Origin of the sequence: Brevundimonas sp., assembly GCF_046293315.1 — a bacterium.
Lineage (GTDB): Bacteria > Pseudomonadota > Alphaproteobacteria > Caulobacterales > Caulobacteraceae > Brevundimonas.
In genome coordinates this window covers 60,311-75,996 of sequence record NZ_JBKBPF010000002.1, presented here as the reverse complement: position 1 = coordinate 75,996, position 15,686 = coordinate 60,311, and the positions used below count along the sequence as shown (strand labels likewise).

At 68.4% G+C, this 15,686-nt stretch carries 20 protein-coding genes; 5 read left to right on the top strand and 15 right to left on the bottom strand.

The annotated features are described in order from the left end of the window. Positions 1–26 precede the first annotated feature (26 nt). Entirely contained in the window at positions 27–344 is a 318-nt protein-coding gene (locus tag ACK4SE_RS02145) for a hypothetical protein (RefSeq protein ID WP_409688099.1), read from the top strand. Positions 345–352: 8 nt separating this feature from the next. On the opposite strand, the gene ACK4SE_RS02140 is transcribed toward ACK4SE_RS02145, so the two are convergent. The 7 genes from ACK4SE_RS02140 to purQ all read right to left on the bottom strand — a co-directional run bounded on the left by ACK4SE_RS02140 (position 353) and on the right by purQ (position 4,396). Continuing rightward, a complete protein-coding gene (locus ACK4SE_RS02140) occupies positions 353–985 on the bottom strand; it encodes a 2OG-Fe(II) oxygenase (RefSeq protein ID WP_409688096.1) in 633 nt (210 codons plus the stop codon). Between the two features lie 4 nt (positions 986–989). Next, complete coding sequence (locus ACK4SE_RS02135) at positions 990–1,964, bottom strand: mitochondrial fission ELM1 family protein (protein WP_409688094.1); 975 nt, start codon at positions 1,962–1,964, stop codon at positions 990–992. After that, a complete protein-coding gene (gene greA / locus ACK4SE_RS02130; RefSeq protein WP_409688091.1) occupies positions 1,955–2,428 on the bottom strand; it encodes a transcription elongation factor GreA in 474 nt (157 codons plus the stop codon). Before greA ends, ACK4SE_RS02135 begins: the two co-directional genes overlap by 10 nt. A 107-nt stretch (positions 2,429–2,535) precedes the next feature. Continuing rightward, entirely contained in the window at positions 2,536–2,724 is a 189-nt protein-coding gene (locus ACK4SE_RS02125) for a hypothetical protein (RefSeq protein WP_409688088.1), read from the bottom strand. A gap of 85 nt (positions 2,725–2,809) precedes the next feature. Further along, positions 2,810–3,478, bottom strand: coding sequence for a glutathione S-transferase (locus ACK4SE_RS02120; protein WP_409688085.1), 669 nt, complete (start codon positions 3,476–3,478; stop codon positions 2,810–2,812). A 60-nt stretch (positions 3,479–3,538) separates the two neighbouring features. Further along, positions 3,539–3,679 carry a hypothetical protein gene (locus ACK4SE_RS02115; RefSeq protein WP_409688082.1) on the bottom strand — a complete coding sequence of 47 codons (141 nt, stop codon included), beginning with the start codon at positions 3,677–3,679 and terminating at the stop codon, positions 3,539–3,541. 54 nt (positions 3,680–3,733) lie between these two features. After that, a complete protein-coding gene (gene purQ, locus ACK4SE_RS02110) occupies positions 3,734–4,396 on the bottom strand; it encodes a phosphoribosylformylglycinamidine synthase subunit PurQ (RefSeq protein WP_409688080.1) in 663 nt (220 codons plus the stop codon). A 137-nt stretch (positions 4,397–4,533) separates the two neighbouring features. Between purQ and ACK4SE_RS02105 the strand changes: the two genes are divergently transcribed. After that, positions 4,534–5,790 (top strand): TIGR02281 family clan AA aspartic protease, encoded by a 1,257-nt coding sequence (locus tag ACK4SE_RS02105; protein ID WP_409688077.1) that lies wholly within the window; start codon positions 4,534–4,536, stop codon positions 5,788–5,790. A 3-nt stretch (positions 5,791–5,793) separates the two neighbouring features. On the opposite strand, the gene ACK4SE_RS02100 is transcribed toward ACK4SE_RS02105, so the two are convergent. Continuing rightward, positions 5,794–7,008 carry an MFS transporter gene (locus ACK4SE_RS02100; RefSeq protein WP_409688074.1) on the bottom strand — a complete coding sequence of 405 codons (1,215 nt, stop codon included), beginning with the start codon at positions 7,006–7,008 and terminating at the stop codon, positions 5,794–5,796. Positions 7,009–7,171: 163 nt separating this feature from the next. Here ACK4SE_RS02100 and ACK4SE_RS02095 point away from each other — a divergent pair, with 163 nt between their 5' ends. Then, positions 7,172–8,920 (top strand): class I SAM-dependent methyltransferase, encoded by a 1,749-nt coding sequence (locus ACK4SE_RS02095; RefSeq protein WP_409688072.1) that lies wholly within the window; start codon positions 7,172–7,174, stop codon positions 8,918–8,920. Here ACK4SE_RS02095 and ACK4SE_RS02090 read toward each other — a convergent pair. The 5 genes from ACK4SE_RS02090 to ACK4SE_RS02070 form a co-directional block, all read right to left on the bottom strand. Continuing rightward, the gene (locus tag ACK4SE_RS02090; protein WP_409688069.1) at positions 8,917–9,399 is read right to left on the bottom strand and encodes a YbhB/YbcL family Raf kinase inhibitor-like protein; all 483 of its coding nucleotides are present in this window, start codon (positions 9,397–9,399) and stop codon (positions 8,917–8,919) included. The genes ACK4SE_RS02095 and ACK4SE_RS02090 overlap by 4 nt on opposite strands. A gap of 82 nt (positions 9,400–9,481) precedes the next feature. Then, positions 9,482–9,829 (bottom strand): DUF1428 domain-containing protein, encoded by a 348-nt coding sequence (locus tag ACK4SE_RS02085; RefSeq protein WP_409688066.1) that lies wholly within the window; start codon positions 9,827–9,829, stop codon positions 9,482–9,484. Between the two features lie 24 nt (positions 9,830–9,853). Further along, positions 9,854–10,342: a VOC family protein gene (locus tag ACK4SE_RS02080; protein ID WP_409688063.1), complete on the bottom strand. Its 489-nt coding sequence runs from the start codon at positions 10,340–10,342 to the stop codon at positions 9,854–9,856. After that, entirely contained in the window at positions 10,339–11,010 is a 672-nt protein-coding gene (locus tag ACK4SE_RS02075; protein ID WP_409688060.1) for a dihydrofolate reductase family protein, read from the bottom strand. Before ACK4SE_RS02075 ends, ACK4SE_RS02080 begins: the two co-directional genes overlap by 4 nt. Positions 11,011–11,012: 2 nt before the next feature. After that, the gene (locus ACK4SE_RS02070; protein WP_409688057.1) at positions 11,013–11,450 is read right to left on the bottom strand and encodes a VOC family protein; all 438 of its coding nucleotides are present in this window, start codon (positions 11,448–11,450) and stop codon (positions 11,013–11,015) included. A gap of 59 nt (positions 11,451–11,509) precedes the next feature. Between ACK4SE_RS02070 and ACK4SE_RS02065 the strand changes: the two genes are divergently transcribed. Beyond that, positions 11,510–12,193 carry a winged helix-turn-helix transcriptional regulator gene (locus ACK4SE_RS02065; RefSeq protein ID WP_409688054.1) on the top strand — a complete coding sequence of 228 codons (684 nt, stop codon included), beginning with the start codon at positions 11,510–11,512 and terminating at the stop codon, positions 12,191–12,193. A gap of 3 nt (positions 12,194–12,196) precedes the next feature. Here the strand turns inward: ACK4SE_RS02065 and ACK4SE_RS02060 are convergent, their stop codons facing one another. Both ACK4SE_RS02060 and ACK4SE_RS02055 read right to left on the bottom strand, forming a co-directional pair. Next, on the bottom strand, positions 12,197–13,207 hold the full coding sequence (locus ACK4SE_RS02060) for a ThuA domain-containing protein (protein WP_409688052.1): 1,011 nt from the start codon (positions 13,205–13,207) through the stop codon (positions 12,197–12,199). Between the two features lie 46 nt (positions 13,208–13,253). Further along, positions 13,254–13,463, bottom strand: a complete 210-nt coding sequence (locus ACK4SE_RS02055) for a flagellar basal body rod C-terminal domain-containing protein (RefSeq protein ID WP_409688049.1) — start codon at positions 13,461–13,463, stop codon at positions 13,254–13,256. Positions 13,464–13,654: 191 nt separating this feature from the next. Here ACK4SE_RS02055 and ACK4SE_RS02050 point away from each other — a divergent pair, with 191 nt between their 5' ends. Further along, on the top strand, positions 13,655–15,511 hold the full coding sequence (locus ACK4SE_RS02050; protein WP_409688047.1) for a DEAD/DEAH box helicase: 1,857 nt from the start codon (positions 13,655–13,657) through the stop codon (positions 15,509–15,511). Positions 15,512–15,686: the final 175 nt, after the last annotated feature.

Below are 15,686 nucleotides of genomic sequence, written 5' to 3'. Positions count from 1 at the left end.
TCGGGTTTGCGACACGGGGGATGCATATGGCTGAGGACAAAAAATCGAAAAATATGGGCGCGACGGGTCCGTCGGTGGCGATCGCCACGGGCGTCGCTGTGGGGACTGCGTTCGGGGTGGCCCTGGACAACATCGCTCTGGGGCTCGCGCTAGGCGTGGCGATCGGCGTGAGCTTCGCCGTGAGCATGGAGGCCTCCCGGCGCTCTGACCGGCGCGCGAAGGACGGGGACGGGTCGGTTCCGGCGACCGATACATCGTCCGGCAAGGCGCGGAACGAAATGGAGTCTTCCGACGGCGGGGGAGATGCTGGCGGCGGCGGCGGGGACGGCGGCGGCGGAGACTGAGACCCGGCCTACATCCGCTCGACGGCGGCGCCCTTGCGCTTCTTGGACATGGCCGAGAGGCGGTGACGGAACTGCTCCCAGGCCACGACGCCGCCGCTGGTGACCCAGTTCATCTGGATGGCGCGGCGCTTGCCCTCGAAGGGCTCGTGGCCGTGGTAGGAGGTGTCCGAGCGGCGGAAGATCAGCAGGGTCCCGCCGTTGGGCGGTACCTCGGCGGCCACATCGTTCAGATCATCGCTGTTGAGGATGCGCAGGCGTCCGCCGTCCGAATCCCAGTCGTCGTTCATGTAGAGCAGGACGGTGATGATCTTGGATTTTGAGTCCGTATGGATCTTGCCGTCGGTGGCGCGGCAGCGGCCGCGCACGGTGAACATGGTGGGCTTGCCGCCCAGATCGATGCCAAATTTGGCCTCCACCGCCTGACGGAAGGCGGGACCGTCCATCTCGGCCAGCATCTCGGCGAAGCGGCCGTGGATGTCGAGCTCGCTGGGGGGGACTGATCCGGGCACGTCCATGGACGGGAAGTCGCGGCTGACCTCGCCGAAGACCTCGGGTTTCACGAAATTCTCGACCACCAGAAAGTCATAGGGCTCGCGCCGCAGGGGCGTGGCGTTCAGCTTGTCGATGTCCAGCAGGGCCATGGGCCTACTCCGCGTTCAGAACCACGCCCCGTTCGGCCAGACGCCGCCGCAGCGCATCGGCAATATAGGTCGTCGCGTCCACCGGCGCATAGGTCCATGCGTCAAGACGTCCTTCGAAAGGCCGCGTGGCGCCTGTGGCGGCCAGGGCCTGATGGTAGCGGTCGAATTTGGAGCCCTCGGCGCCGGGCGGGTGGAACACATGCACCGGCTTGCCGGTGGAGGCCGCTTCCCCCGCCATGTTCACGGAATCGGCGGTGACGATGATGGCGTCCGCTGCGGCGACCCAACCGGCATAGGGATTGGGGCCGGAGCCGTCATGGAGGCGGGCGGTGCGGGCGGCGGCCCACTGGCGCAGGCGCTCGGTGAACACCGGCGGGGTGCGGCGCGAGGCGGTGGCCAGGACGGTTCCGCTTCCCGCAGCCTGGTCCGTCAGGGCCAGCAGGCGGTCCAGTTCGGCCTCGTCGAACCGATAGACGCCGTTGGGGCCGCCCACCATCAGCAGCACGAAGGGGCGGGGCAGGAGGGCGAGGTCCGCCTCGGCCCGGGCGCCTTCCTCGGCCAGACGCGCGGCGTTAAGCCGATGCGGCGAGGTCAGGGTCTTGAGCACATTGGGCCCGCGGACCGGATCGTGCTCAGGCGCCCAGATGAAGTCGAAGGCTTTGGGGCCCGTCTTTGGATCCTGCAGGGCGACGGTGAAGACCTGGCCGTCGGAGACCGTTCGGATGGCCCGGGCATAGGGCGCGGCCTGCCGCCCGACCGAAATCAGCAGCTTCGGCCACGGCGGTGCAAAGCGGGCGCTTTCACCCACTTCACCGGGCGCGACCGGTCCCCACGGCGCCAGCCAGCGCCAGGGCGCTTTCGGGGTCACGTCAAAGAGTTCGTGGCGGACGCCCAGGGCTTCGGCCACGCCGCGTGCCTGAACGTCGGAGCCGGTCGCCCCGTTGGTGATAAGCCAGACGGGAGCCGGTCCTATCTCCACTCGACCTTGAGGATCTCGTAGGCCTTCACGCCGCCGGGGGTGTTCACCTCGACCACGTCGCCGACCTCCTTGGAGATCATGGCGCGGGCGATGGGCGATGTGACCGAGATCTTGCCCTGCTTCACGTCTGCTTCGTGTTCGCCGACGATCTGGTAGCGGCCTTCTTCCTCGGTGTCCTCGTCGACCACGGTGACCGTGGCGCCGAACTTCACCTGGTCGCCGCTGAGCCTGGACACGTCGATGACCTGGGAACGGCTGATCTTGTCCTCGATCTCGGCGATCTGGCCCTCGATCCAGCCCTGGCGCTCCTTGGCCGCGTGGTATTCCGCGTTCTCGGACAGGTCGCCGTGCTCGCGCGCTTCCGAGATCGCGGCGATCACCGCGGGGCGCTCGACCGACTTGAGTTGCTTCAACTGGCTATCGAGGGCGGCGTAGCCCTCGACCGTCATCGGCACTTTTTCCATGTGCGATTGGTTTTCTTATTCGCCCCAAGACAAGGTGTTTACGCAAACAAATGCCGGTCGAGGGCGTTTCGACCGGCCAGAGAGGATAGGTTGCGTCGCGGCGGACTTCAAGCGGTCGTGTCTCGCGTTTGCGAAAGACGATGGCGAACCACCCGCCAGCCGAGCCAGAGAAGGCCTGCGCCCACAAGAAGCGCTGCCAGACCGGAGGCCGCCGCCACGCCGGCGGCAAGGAAGGCAAAGACCAGGGCGATGCCGGCCAGGGCCAGCGAGACGTACTGAATAACTGAAAGTCGCATCAACCCTAAACGGCCGAGGACCCTCAGGGTTGCGTGGGGATGCGGGCCGTACGGCGGTTTCGCGAAAACGTGAGCCGGTGCGACCCTAGCCGGAATAGGCGTAGGGGCCGCCGCGCTTCAGCGCCGCCTGCCAGGCGGGGCGGGCATGGATGCGGTCCAGGAACGCGGCGATGTTCGGGCGTCCCTCCGTTACGGCCATGCGGGTGGCGGCGGCTTCCAGCGGGAAGCTCATCATGATGTCGGCGGCGGAGAAGTCGGGGCCGGCGAACCAGCCCTGACGGCCCAATTCGCTGTTCCAGTAATCGGCGTGAGTCTTCAGCTGCGGATCGATGAAGCTCTTGTTGGCCGCCTTGACGATGCCGTTGACGATCGGCTTGACCAGACCGGGCGCGCGCTTCGGCAACTGGCTGAACACCAGCTTCAGCAGCAAAGGCGGCATGGCCGAGCCCTCGGCGTAGTGCAGCCAGTAGGTGAAGCGGTGGCGCTCCGCCGACCCATGGGCGGGCCGCAGGCGGCCCTCGCCGTGAGTGTCCAGCAGGTATTCAATGATCGCCCCGGTCTCGGCCACCCGGACGTCGCCGTCATCCAGCACCGGGGACTTGCCCAGCGGATGGATCGCCTTCAGTTCGGCGGGGGCCAACATGGTGTGGGGATCGCGCTCGTAGCGACGGACCTCGTAGGGCAGGCCCAGCTCCTCGAGCAGCCACAGCACGCGCTGCGAGCGGGAATCGGCGAGGTGGTGGACGATGATCATGGAAGGCCCTTTCGACAGGCCGCCATCATGGCGCGGTGCGCGCGGCGCCGTAAAGCGCGATTAGCGCCGCTTGCGACGGCTGTTCGAAAACAGCCTCCAGACCATGGTGGCCAGGGCCAGTTTGCCTGCGTTGCGGCCGGCGAAGCGGCGCGAGCCGCGATTGAGCAGCAATCCGCCGAAGAGGATGGCGAGTCTGGACATGGCGAGCTCCGTTATTTTCCGTTGCCGGTCAAACGGATGAAGCAACGGTTGGGTTCAGGCCGAGGCCATGATGCTCTGGAACAGAGCGGCGCCGTCGGCTGAGCCCAGCTCGGCTTCGAAGGCGCGATCGGGGTGGGGCATCATGCCCAGCACATTGCCTTGCGCGTTGACGATGCCGGCGATGTCGCGGGCCGAGCCGTTTGGGTTCGAAACATAGCGGAACACCACCTGGCCCTCACCCTCCAGCCGGTCCAGGGTCTCTTCGTCGGCGAAGTAGTTCCCGTCGCCGTTGCCCTGGGTCATAACCACCTCGCGCTGGCCCTGATAGGCGGCGGTGAAGCGGGTCTGGCCGTTGGTGACCTGGAGCTCGATGGGCTTGCAGACGTATTTCAGCCCGGCGTTCTTCATCAGGGCGCCCGGCAGCATGCCGGCCTCGCACAGGATCTGGAAGCCGTTGCAGATGCCCACCACCGCCACGCCGGCGTCGGCGGCCTTCTTGACCGCGTCCATGATCGGCGCCCGCGCCGCCATGGCGCCGGAGCGCAGATAATCGCCATAGGAAAACCCGCCCGGCAGGACGATCAGGTCCAGGCCATAGGGAAGCTCGGTATCGGCGTGCCAGACCATGTCCACCTTGGCGCCGGTGGAGCGTTCGACGGCGACCTTGCAGTCGCGGTCACAGTTGGAACCCGGAAATACGATGACGGCTGCGCTCATGGCGCGGGCCTGTAGCAGGGTTCGCGACCGCTGTCAGGATGGGGGCGGCGGGAACCGTATGAGCTTACCGATTATTCATCGGACCCGGACCGGCGCCCGTGCCATGGATGGGCGGGGGTCGTGCGATAAGGACAGCGATGATGCAGCAACTGATGCGGGCGCTGACGACCGGCGCCGCCATTCTGGCGCTGACGGCGGGCGCAGGCCTGGCTGATCCGCGTCCCGAGACCTGGGCTCATCCCCATGTGGCCGAAGCGGCCCGCGACGAGCTGCCGCCCGGCGGACCTGAAGCCAGCCTGCTGGAGGGCGTGCTCGCCGCCTTCGCCCTGAATGACGCGGCGGCGATCAGCCTGCTTGCTCCCCTGACCCGTGACACCCGCAGCGATTCGTCTCTCGGCCAGGCCGCGGCGTCCACCCTGGGCGGGGTCCTGCTGCGCCAGGGGCGCTACGCCGAGGCGTCGGCGGCGTTCGAGATCGCCCTGGGCGATCAGGCGCTGGATGAGGAGCAAAGCCTTGGCCTGCAACAATCCCTGGCGGTGAGCGCCGCCCTCGCGTCAACCCCGGCCCAGACGCTGCCGAACTACGTGGAAGGATCGGTTCCGCTAGCCCGCGATCTGGCCGGGCTTGCCATCGCCGAGGTCGCGATCAACGGGCAGATGCGCGGCTTCGTGGTGGATACCGGAGCCAACCTGTCCGTCGCCACCGAAAGTCAGGCCCGCGCCCTGGGCCTGAGGCGGGTGGGCGGCGATGTGACGGTGGGCAGCGTCACCTCCAGCTCGGCCGGCGCCAACCTGGCCGTCGCGGACCAGCTCGCCCTGGGGTCTCTGGTCTTTCACGACGTGGTATTTCTGGTCATGCCCGACGAGGCGCTGACCTTCGCCGAAGGCGCTTACCGGATTGACGGCATCCTCGGCTTTCCCGTGCTGTCCCGCCTGGAACGCCTCAGTTTCGAGCAGATGGCGGACGGCGAGCGTCTGGCGTGGCGCCGCAGTGGACCCGCCCCGGATGACCGGAACCTGTTTGTCGCGGGGCTGACGCCGCACATCTATCTGGAGCTGGCCGGTCAGACCGCAGTGTTCGCTCTGGACACCGGCGCCAACACCACCTCGCTGAGGCACTCCGCCATCGAGCGCAGTCCCGAACTGCTGGACACCGCGCGCCGCGCCGGCCTCGCGTTCGGCGGGGCGGGTGGCGAGACCCGGGTGCAGGGCTGGACCCTGCCCAGCCTGAACCTGACCGTGAACGACGTCACCGTGTCGCTGCCGAACGTCAGCGTGGTCGAGGAGGCGATCAGTCGTGAAGGCGTTCTCGGCCGTCTGGGACGCGACGCCCTGGCCGGCGGCTTCGTGCTGGACTTCCCGGCCGGGGTCTTCGCTCTGATCCAGGAGGAGTAGGGCTCAGGATACGACGGGGCAGGCGCGCGCGTCGGTCCGCTTCTGATCCAGCCAGGCGGCGGTCCAGATGATCAGGCCACCGATGGACAGGGCGCAGCCGACCCAGCCGGTGACGGACCAGCCGTAGCCCGCGCTGATCGCGGCGCCGGCGAGGAAGGGCCCCAGCGCATTGGCGGTGTTGAAGGCCGAGTGGTTCAGGGCCGCGGCCAGGGTCTGGGCGTCGCCGGCCACATCCATCAGGCGGGTCTGAAGGATGGTGCCCAGCCCGCCGCCCATGCCGACCATGAAGGCCAGGACGGCCATGGACCACAGATGGCCGGTGGCGAAGGGGTAGATGGCCAGGGTGATGGCGCTCCAGCTCAGCAGCACGGCGGCGGCCTTGAAGCCCAGCTTGTCGGCGGCCCAACCCCAGCCGATGTTGCCTGCCGCGATGCCGAGGCCGAACACGGCCAGCATGATCGGCACCACCGGCTCGCTGACGCCGGTCACCGCCAGCAGGGTGGCCGAGAAATAGGCGTAGACCGCGAACATGCCGCCGAAGCCCACGGCGCCGACGCCGAGGGTCAGCCAGACCTGACGGCGTTTCAGGGCGTCCAATTCGCGCAAGGGGTTGACCTCGGGGCGGCGCGGATCGCGGGGAACGAGGAAATAGACCAGCGTCATGGTGATGAGCGCCAGCACCGAGACGATGACGAAGGCCCAGCGCCAGCCGAAGGTCTGGCTGACGAGGGTGGCGAAGGGCACGCCCACGATGGTGGCGATGGCCAGCCCCAGCAGGATTCGCGAGACCGCCTGGGCGCGCTTGCCCGGGGGCGCCACCGAGGCGGCGACCAGGGCGGCCACGCCGAAATAGGCCCCGTGCGGTACGCCTGAGAGGAAGCGGAATACCAGCATCCACTCATAGGTCGGCGCCAGGGCGCTAAGTCCGTTGGCGAGGGCGAACAGGCCCATCAGGACGATCAGCAGCACCCGCCGCGACATGCGCGCGCCGAGCACCGCCAGCACCGGCGCGCCGATAACCACGCCCAGGGCGTAGGCGCTGATCACATGGCCCGCCGTCGGCTCATCCACCCCCAGTCCGGCCGCGAACCACGGCAGGATGCCCATGGCCGCGAACTCCGTGGCGCCGATGGCGAAACCGCCCATGCCCAGAGCCAGCAGGATCAGCCTGACGTTGGGCGCGCGTTCAGCGGCAGGGGCGGGGGAGGGTGACGCCACGGGCAAGCTCGGAACTGGAGGATTTGTTGCGCTGCAAGATAATCAACGATCACTCAGCCGCAACCGGTGTCACCCAAAGTGATCGCCATTGCGCTGCAGGCGCCACGCCAACTACCGTGAGCTTGAGCCAGTATCCGCCCTTCATGATCGAAAGACACGCCCGATGACAGGGACTCTTCGCCCCGCCCTGAACCGGGTCCATGACGGCAGCTCCATCGCCGTCGAGCCGTTCCAGCATTTCCCGCTGGTGATCGATCGGCTGGCGCAGCTGAAGTCCGCCCTCGATCTGTCGCCGCCCGAGGGTCTGGCGCTGGAGTTCGGGGTGTTCAAGGGCGTCTCCCTGCGGGCCCTGGCCCTGGCCTTTCCCCGGCGGCGGTTCACCGGGTTCGATTCCTTCGAGGGTCTTCCGGAGGCCTGGCGCCGCAGCGAGACCAGCACCTATGAGGCGGGCCATTTCGCCCTGAAGGCCCTGCCGGCCATGCCCGCCAATGTGGAGCTGGTGGCGGGCTTCTTCGAGGACACCCTTGACGCATGGCTGGCTGCCAATCCCGGGCCGGTTGGCTTCGTCCACGTGGACCCGGATCTCTACTCCGCCGCCAAATTTGTGCTGGATCGCCTGACGGACCGACTGGCGGACGGTGCGGTGCTGGTGTTCGACGAACTGGCCGACTGGAAGGACGAGGGGGTCTATCCCCTGTGGCGCGAGGGCGAGTGGCGGGCGCTGTGCGAATGGCTGACCGAGCAGGGCTTCTGCTTCCGCATCCTGTCGCGCAGCCCCCGTTTCGAGGCGGCGATCCAAGTCTATCGCAAGCCGCCGCCCGGACGGCGCGCCGCCGATGATCTGACCCATGCGGCCAGCCTGTGGAGCCATGGGGAGACGGACGCCGCCATGGCCCTGCTGGAGGAGACCACGACCGCCAGGCCCGGCTGGCTGACGGGACTGCATCGGCTGGCGCAGTGGCGGACGAAGTCGCGGGATTGCGAAGCCGCCCTGGCCGTCATCGATCAGGCGCGGGCGGCGGCGGGCGACAAGGCAGCCGGCGCGGCGATCGACCTTGATCGTCTGAGCGCCGAGAACCGGTATCGCCTGGGGGATCTGGAACAGGCGTCGGCGGACATCGCCCGGTTTCGCCGGCAGCGACCCGACCATGTCTCCGGACTGACCCTGAACGCGCTCATCGCCGCACGGCGCGGACGGCACGAGGAGTCCGCGACCCTGTGGAGCCGGGCGGCGCAGATTTCAGGTTCAGCCGCATATGACGACAACGCCCGGGAGCAGAAGACCCTGTCGCAGATCCGGCCGGAGTTCCGGGCCATGCGCAAGAGCGGGCTGATGATCCAGCACCTGATCGACGACCGCGCCTTCGAGACGGCGCTGGACATCGGCAGCGGCGCCGGTGAACAGGCCGAGGCCCTGCGCCGGCACGGCAAGCGGGTCACCGAGCTGGATTACGGCGAAAGCCCCTCGTTCCTGAGCCGCGATGACGGCGGCGCGGTGATCATCGGCGACTTCCTGCACACCCGGTTCGAGACGCCGTTTGACTGCGTCATCGCCTCCCACGTGCTGGAGCACCAGTTGAACGTGAACGCCTTTCTGAAGGCGATGCACGCCAGCGTCCGCGAGGGCGGGATCGTGGCCCTCTCCGTGCCGCCGCTGAAGCACCAGATCGTGGGCGGCCACGTGACCCTGTGGAACGCCGGGCTGGTGCTTTACAATCTGGTGGTGGCGGGCTTCGACTGCCGCACGCCCTGGATCCGGCAATACGGCTACAACATCTCGGTGGTGATCCAGAAGCGGACGGTCAGCCCGGAGGGGCTGGTGTTCGACAACGGCGACATCGACCGCATCGCCCCGTGGCTGCCCGAGGGCTTCGGCGAGGGCTTCAACGGCGACATCCGCAGGCTGGGCTAGCCCTCGTTCTCATAGATGGCCGTGATCTGCGCCCGGGCCAGGGTGTGGAAGTGCAGGTTGAAGCCGAACACCGCCCCGGAGTTGTCGGCCGTCACGTCCAGCGTGTCGGTGTCGACCGCGAAGACGGTGAAGATGTAGCGGTGCGGGCCGTGGCCGGGGGGCGGGGCGGCGCCGCCGAAGCCGGCGTCCCCGTAGTCGGTTCGGCCCTGAACGGCGCCCCTGGGCAGGTTCGCGCCGCCCACGGCGCCGGCTCCCCGGACCAGCTCGGTCACGTCGGCGGGGATGTTGGCCACCGTCCAGTGCCAGAAGCCTGAGCCCGTGGGCGCGTCGGGGTCATAGCAGGTGACGGCGTACGACTTCGTCCCCTCCGGCGCGCCGGACCATGTCAGGTGGGGCGAGGTGTCGCCGTGCGCCTTCACATGGGCGTCGGGCAGCTTGCCGCCGTCCTTGAAGTCGTTGGAGGTGACGGTGAAGGTCATGGGCGTTTCCCTGTCCGGTGATGCGTCTTCAACGCGGTCGCCGGACAGGGGATGCAGGACGCGCGGGGCGCGCGTCAACCGGTCAGACGTCGAGGATGGGGCTGAAGCCGCCGTAGATCATGCGCTTGCCGTCGAACGGCATCTCCATGTTGTGCATGCGCGGGTCTTCCATCATTTTCGCCCAGCCGGCGTCGCGGGTCGCCTTGTCGGGCCACTCGATCCACGAGAACACGACGCTTTCGCCCTCCTTACGCTGAACCGAGCGGCGGAAATCGGTAACCTTGCCGTCCGGCACGTCGTCCTCCCAGCACTCGACGATGCGTTCCGCCCCGAACTCCCTGAAGACGTCGGCGGCGAATTTGGCGTGCTCCAGATAGGCGTCCTTCCTGTCGTCCGGCACGGCGGCGAGGAATCCGTCAACGTAGCTCATGGGTCGTCTCCTTTGGGGGTGGGGTCAGGCGTCGGCGGCGGCCCGTTCCAGGGCGGCGATGTCGATCTTCTTCATGGACATCATGGCCTGGAAGGCGGCCTTGGCGCGGGCGGGATTCGGGTCGTCGTAGAACTCAATCAGGCGGCGCGGCGTGATCTGCCAGTTTACGCCCCAGCGGTCCTTGCACCAGCCGCACTGGCTTTCGGCGCCGCCGTTTCCGACGATGGCGTCCCACAGGCGGTCGGTCTCGGCCTGGTCGTCGGTCATGACCATGAAGGAAATGGCCTCGGTCTGCGGGAACATCGGGCCGCCGTTCATGCCCATATACTGGCGGCCGGCGAGGGTGAACTGGACGACCAGCTCCTCGTCCTCGGGGGTCGAGGGGTTGTCGGCGGGGCTGGCGTGGACGCCGTCGATCCGGCTGTCGGGCAGGCCCAGGGAGACGTAGAACTCGGCGGCTTTTCGCGCCTGGCACAGATCGTACCAGATGCAGGGGATGATCTTGTCGGTCATTGGCTTTCCTTCGGCTTTCCGTTGATCTCCGCGCGGCATTTCACTTCTTCTTCGGACGGCGTCTCCATGGCGAAGGAGCCGCTGGAGACCTCGCCGCCGCGCTCGTAGCGGGCGACCACGACCCCCGGACCGGTGGTGCGCGAGCCGAGCAGCTGGAGGCCCGCAGGCGCGGCCTCGCCGTCGAACAGCCGCTTTCCGCGCCCCAACACGACGGGAAAGATCAGCAGGGTGAACTGGTCGACCAGATCGGCTTTCAGCAGCGACTGGATCAGGTCCGCCGAGCCCTGGGTCAGCAGGTCGGGGCCGTCTTCGGCTTTCAGCGCTTTAACGGCGGAGACGGCGTCCGGGCCGATGGCGTGACTGTTGGTCCAGTCCAGCGGGCGCGGCGAGCGGGTGGCCACATATTTGGGCATGGCGTTCAGCGCATCGGCGAAGGCGTCGGTCTGGTGCGGCCAGTGCGCGGCGAAGATGTCGTAGGTCCTGCGACCCAGCAGCAGCGCCCGGGGCGGGGCGAAGAAGCGGTCGACCTCCTCGCCCAGCCCCTCGTCGAAGTGGGGAACGACCCACCCGCCGTGGGCGAAGCCGCCCGAAGGGTCCTCTTCCGGCCCGCCGGGGGCCTGGATGACGCCGTCGAGGCTGATGAAGGCGGCGACGTGGAGCTTGCGCATGATCAGGCTCCCGCCGGCTCGAACGCCTCGGGCCCTTGCGCGGCGGCGGCCGGGTCCATCCACATGACTTCCCAGATGTGGCCGTCGGGGTCGGCGTAGCTGCGGCCGTACATCACGCCGAAGTCCTGGGTGGGGGTGGGATCCGCGAGGCCGCCGGCGCCGGTCGCGGCCGTCACGGCGGCGTCCACCGCCTCACGGCTGTCCTGCGACACGCACAGCAACACCTGGGCGCTCTTCTGCGCGTCCGGGATGGCCCGGTCGGTGAAGGTGGCCCATTTGGCGTGGGTCAACAGCATCACGTGGATGACGTCCGAGACCACCATGCAGGCGGCGGTGTCGTCCGAGAACATGGGGTTCTTCACGGCCCCGACGGCTTCGTAAAAGGCGACCGAGCGCTTGAGGTCGGAGACGGGCAGGTTGATGAAGATCATTCTGGGCATGGGCGTCCTCGCTGTCCTTGTTGTGGACACCCTCTCGCAACGTGTTATGTAATGCAAGTATGAAGTTAGAAAAAATAACTACCAAAGTTGGGCGAGCTTACAACGACGCCTGCGGCACCGCGCACGGGCTCGATCTGATCGGCGAGCGCTGGGCGCTGCTGGTGGTCCGTGAACTGATGCTGGGGCCCAAGCGGTTCGGCGATCTGAAGGCGGACCTGACCGGCATCAGCGCCAATGTGCTGACCCAGAGGCTGGAGCGGCTGGAGGCTGTCGGCATCGTCACGCGCCGGAAGCTGCCGCCGCCCGCTTCAGTGCAGGTCTATGACCTGACCGACTGGGGCCGCGAGGCCGAACCGATCATCATGACCCTCGGGCGCTGGGCGGCGCGGTCGCCGGGCCACGACCCGACCCTGCCGCTGAGCGGGGTGTCCATGATGCTGTCGCTCAGGACCATGATCGACAGTGAAAAGGCAGGGGATCTGCGGCTGGACGCCGGCTTCGTGTTCGGCGACGAGACCTATCGGGCGCAACTGGCGCACGGGGTGCTGTCCGTGGCGCGCGGGGATGTTGAGGGCGCGGACTTCGTCATCACCGCCACGCCGGAGATGACCGCCGCCGCCGTATACGGCGACCAGCCCCTGACGGCGATGGAGGCGGCGGGGGCGCTTGGTCTGACTGGAGACAAGGCACTGGCCCAGCGCTTCATCGATCTGTACGCCCTGCCGGCGAAGGCGGGGAGTTAGGTCTCAGGCCCGGGCCAGCACCTCACGACGCAGTGGGGCGGCGGCGGCGGTCAGGTCGGCGTCATCGCCCTCATGCTCGATCAGCGCGCTGATGCGGCGGCCCATGTCCAGCAGCCAGGCCGGGCGCTGGCCGGTCAGTCCCTGGGCCATGGCGGGATCATCATCCGACCACGCGAGCAGGGCGGCGATGGCGTCCACCGCCTGATCCACGGGATTGGGGTCCGCGTCGACGCGTCCGGCGCCGCCCGCCCACTGCACCGCCTGGACGATCTGGTCGCGGAAGCGCGGGTCGCTCCAGGTGGAGGGGGTGTGGCCCAGGTTGGTATAGAACAGCCGCCCGTGGCCGATCTGGCGCACCCATGTCACCGGCACGGCCCATGGCCGCTTCGTCGGCGTGCGGGCGAGGTCGAGGCTCTGCAGCACGCGGACCCGGGTCGGGTCGAAGCCCCGATACTGATAGATCTCTTCGCGATAATCGAAGGCGTCGGGCCACATGGCCACGGTGGGGTGGTCGCCATGGGTGCGGACGCGGATAGGGTCGCCCTGATTCCACGGATGGCCCGCGAAGTCGCCGCCGACCATGCCGACCCAGGCCTCGCGCCCGCCCGGGAAATCCATCCCGGTGTCGGCGGCGCTGTGCAGACCCACGAATCCGCCACGACCCGAGGCGAGCCATGCCTGAATGGCCTGCCACGACTGGCGCGGAATGGGCAGGGCGCCGGTGGTGTAGACCACCAGCACGTCCATCTCGGCCAGCAGGGCGGAGGTGATCTCCGACGCGTCCTGGGTCGCACGGGTGGTGAAGGCGCCGGACGCGCGGCCGATCTCGGTCATGGCCAGCTCCGACATGGCGAGGCCGCCGTCATCGGGCCGGGCCACCACGTCGTGCAGCCATCCGGCCGACTGGCTGAGATACAGCACCCGCTGGGCCCGGCGCGGCCGGGCGTGGGCGATTGAGGGCACGGCCAGGGCGGCGGCGCCGACGCCCAGCAGGGCCTGACGGCGATGGATCATGGTTTCCTCCCGTATCGGCGGGAGTCTAGCCGTGGGGAAGGGCGGGTTAAACCGTCTTGTCCAGCAGGGTCCCGAGCATCTCGTCGGCGGTGCGGATGACCACGGCGTTGGCCTTGAAGGCGTGCTTGGCGGTGATCCGTTCCACCATCTCTTCCGCCAGGTTGTCCAGCGGTTCCACGGCGGTGCGGCGCGCGGAGGCGTCGAAGCGTTCGGCGGCGGACATCATTCCGGCGGCGGCGATGGACAGGGCCTGCATGGCGGTCTCCTCTGATCCCACCACAATGATGCGGCGACGTAACCGGACCGTTCAGGAACAGGGTGAATCCATAAGTGAACGCAATACCGCCGCTATTCGTGTATAGTGCCCGCTTTCCAACGCCCGGCCCGGTGCATAACCGGCCGGGCGCGGTCGTTTCCACGGCCGCCCAAGTCCAGATCAGGTTTCCAATGCCCTTTCCCGCCATTCACCCCGCGCTTGATCGCGCGCTCGTCCAGCGCGGCTATGCCGAACCCACCGCCGTCCAGGACGCCGTTCTGGAAGCGGGGTTGACCGAGGCCGACCTGCTGGTCTCGGCCCAGACCGGCTCGGGCAAGACCGTGGCCTTCGGGCTGGCGGCGGCGCCGACCCTGCTGGGCGAGGCCGAGCGGTTCGGCCAGACCCGTGCGCCGCTGGCGCTGGTGATCGCGCCGACGCGCGAGCTGGCGATGCAGGTGGCCACCGAGTTGACCTGGCTCTACGCCGACACCGGCGCGCGGATCGCCACCAGCGTGGGCGGCATGGACGCGCGCCAGGAAGCCCGCGCGCTGAACGTCGGCGCCCACATCGTGGTCGGCACGCCCGGCCGCCTGAAGGACCACATCGACCGTCGCAATCTGGACCTGTCGGCCCTGAAGGTCGTGGTTCTGGATGAAGCCGACGAGATGCTCGACATGGGCTTCCGCGAGGACCTTGAGTACATCCTGGAGCAGGCGCCGGCTGAGCGCCGCACCCTGATGTTCTCGGCCACCATCGCCCGCGAGATCGCCACCATGGCCAAGCGCTATCAGCGCGACGCGGTGCGCATCGACACCACTAACCGCAGCCAGCCGCACGGCGACATCGAATACCGCGCCATGCGCATCGCGCCGAACCAGATCGAACACGCGGTAGTCAATGTGCTGCGCTTCTTCGAGGCGCCGGGCGCCCTGGTGTTCTGTTCGACCCGTGAAGCAGTCAAGCATCTGCAGGCGGCCCTGCGCGAGCGGGGCTTCTCCTCGGTGGGCCTGTCGGGCGAACTGAGCCAACGAGAGCGCACCGATGCGCTGCAGGCACTGCGCAGCGGTCAGGCCCGCGTGTGCGTGGCCACCGACGTTGCGGCGCGCGGTCTGGACCTGCCCGATCTGGGTCTGGTGATCCACGCCGAACTGCCGGTCAACAAGGCCACCCTGCTGCACCGTTCGGGCCGCACCGGGCGGGCGGGCAAGAAGGGCGTGTCCGTCCTGCTGGTCCCCTCCACCCGTCGCCGCAAGGCCGAGATGCTGCTGGGGTCAGCCGGGCTGGAGGCGACCTGGAGCGCCGCGCCGGGCATCGATGAAATTCTGGCCCGGGATGAAGAGCGCCTGCTGGCCACCCCGATCTTCGACCAGACCGTGACCGACGAGGACTTCGCCCTGGCCAAGAAGCTGGCCGCCGAACGCACGCCGGAAGAACTGGCCTGCGCCCTGGTGCGGCTGATGCGCGCCGAGATGCCGGCCCCCGAGGATCTGGTGGATCCGGGCGAGGGACCGCGCGGACGGCGCGAGCCCGGCGCGGCGCCGAACGCCACCGCCTGGCCCACCGACCGGCTGCAACCCGACGAGGTGACCTGGTTCCGCGCCGACATCGGCCGCCAGAAGAACGCCGACCCCAAATGGCTGATCCCGCTGATCTGCCGTCTGGGCGGGATCACCAAGAAGGACATCGGTTCGATCCGCGTGTTCCCCGACGAGACCCGTTTCGAGATTTCCCTGGCGGCCCAGGCCGGGTTCCTCGCCTCGGTGAAGGCGGCCAAGGGCGCCGAGGTGGCCATCACCCCGTCCGAGGCTCCGAACCAGGGCTATGGCGGACCGCGTCCCAAGAAGCCGTTCAAGCGCCGCGAGGACGACAACGCCCAGAACCGCCCCGCGCCCTACCGTCCCGAGCGCACAGCCTCGGCGGCGCCCGCGGCTGAAGGCGACGCCCGTCCGTTCGAGCGCAAGCCCTACAAGGGCAAGCCCAAGCCCGGCTTCAAACCCGGTCCCAAGGCGGGCAAGCCGACGTTCAAGAAGAAGCACCGGGCCGAGTAGAATCCCTCTCCCGATGGGAGAGGGCTGCGCGCAGCGGGATGCGGAGCAGACCGCTTCTTCGCGCGCAGGGTGAGGGGCAGGCGATTCCTTGTGGAGCAGTCGACCCTCATCCCCCGCGCGCAGAACCTCCCCCCGGAACAAGTCCGGGGTCCGGTGTGCGGGTCCCCCTTGTCCC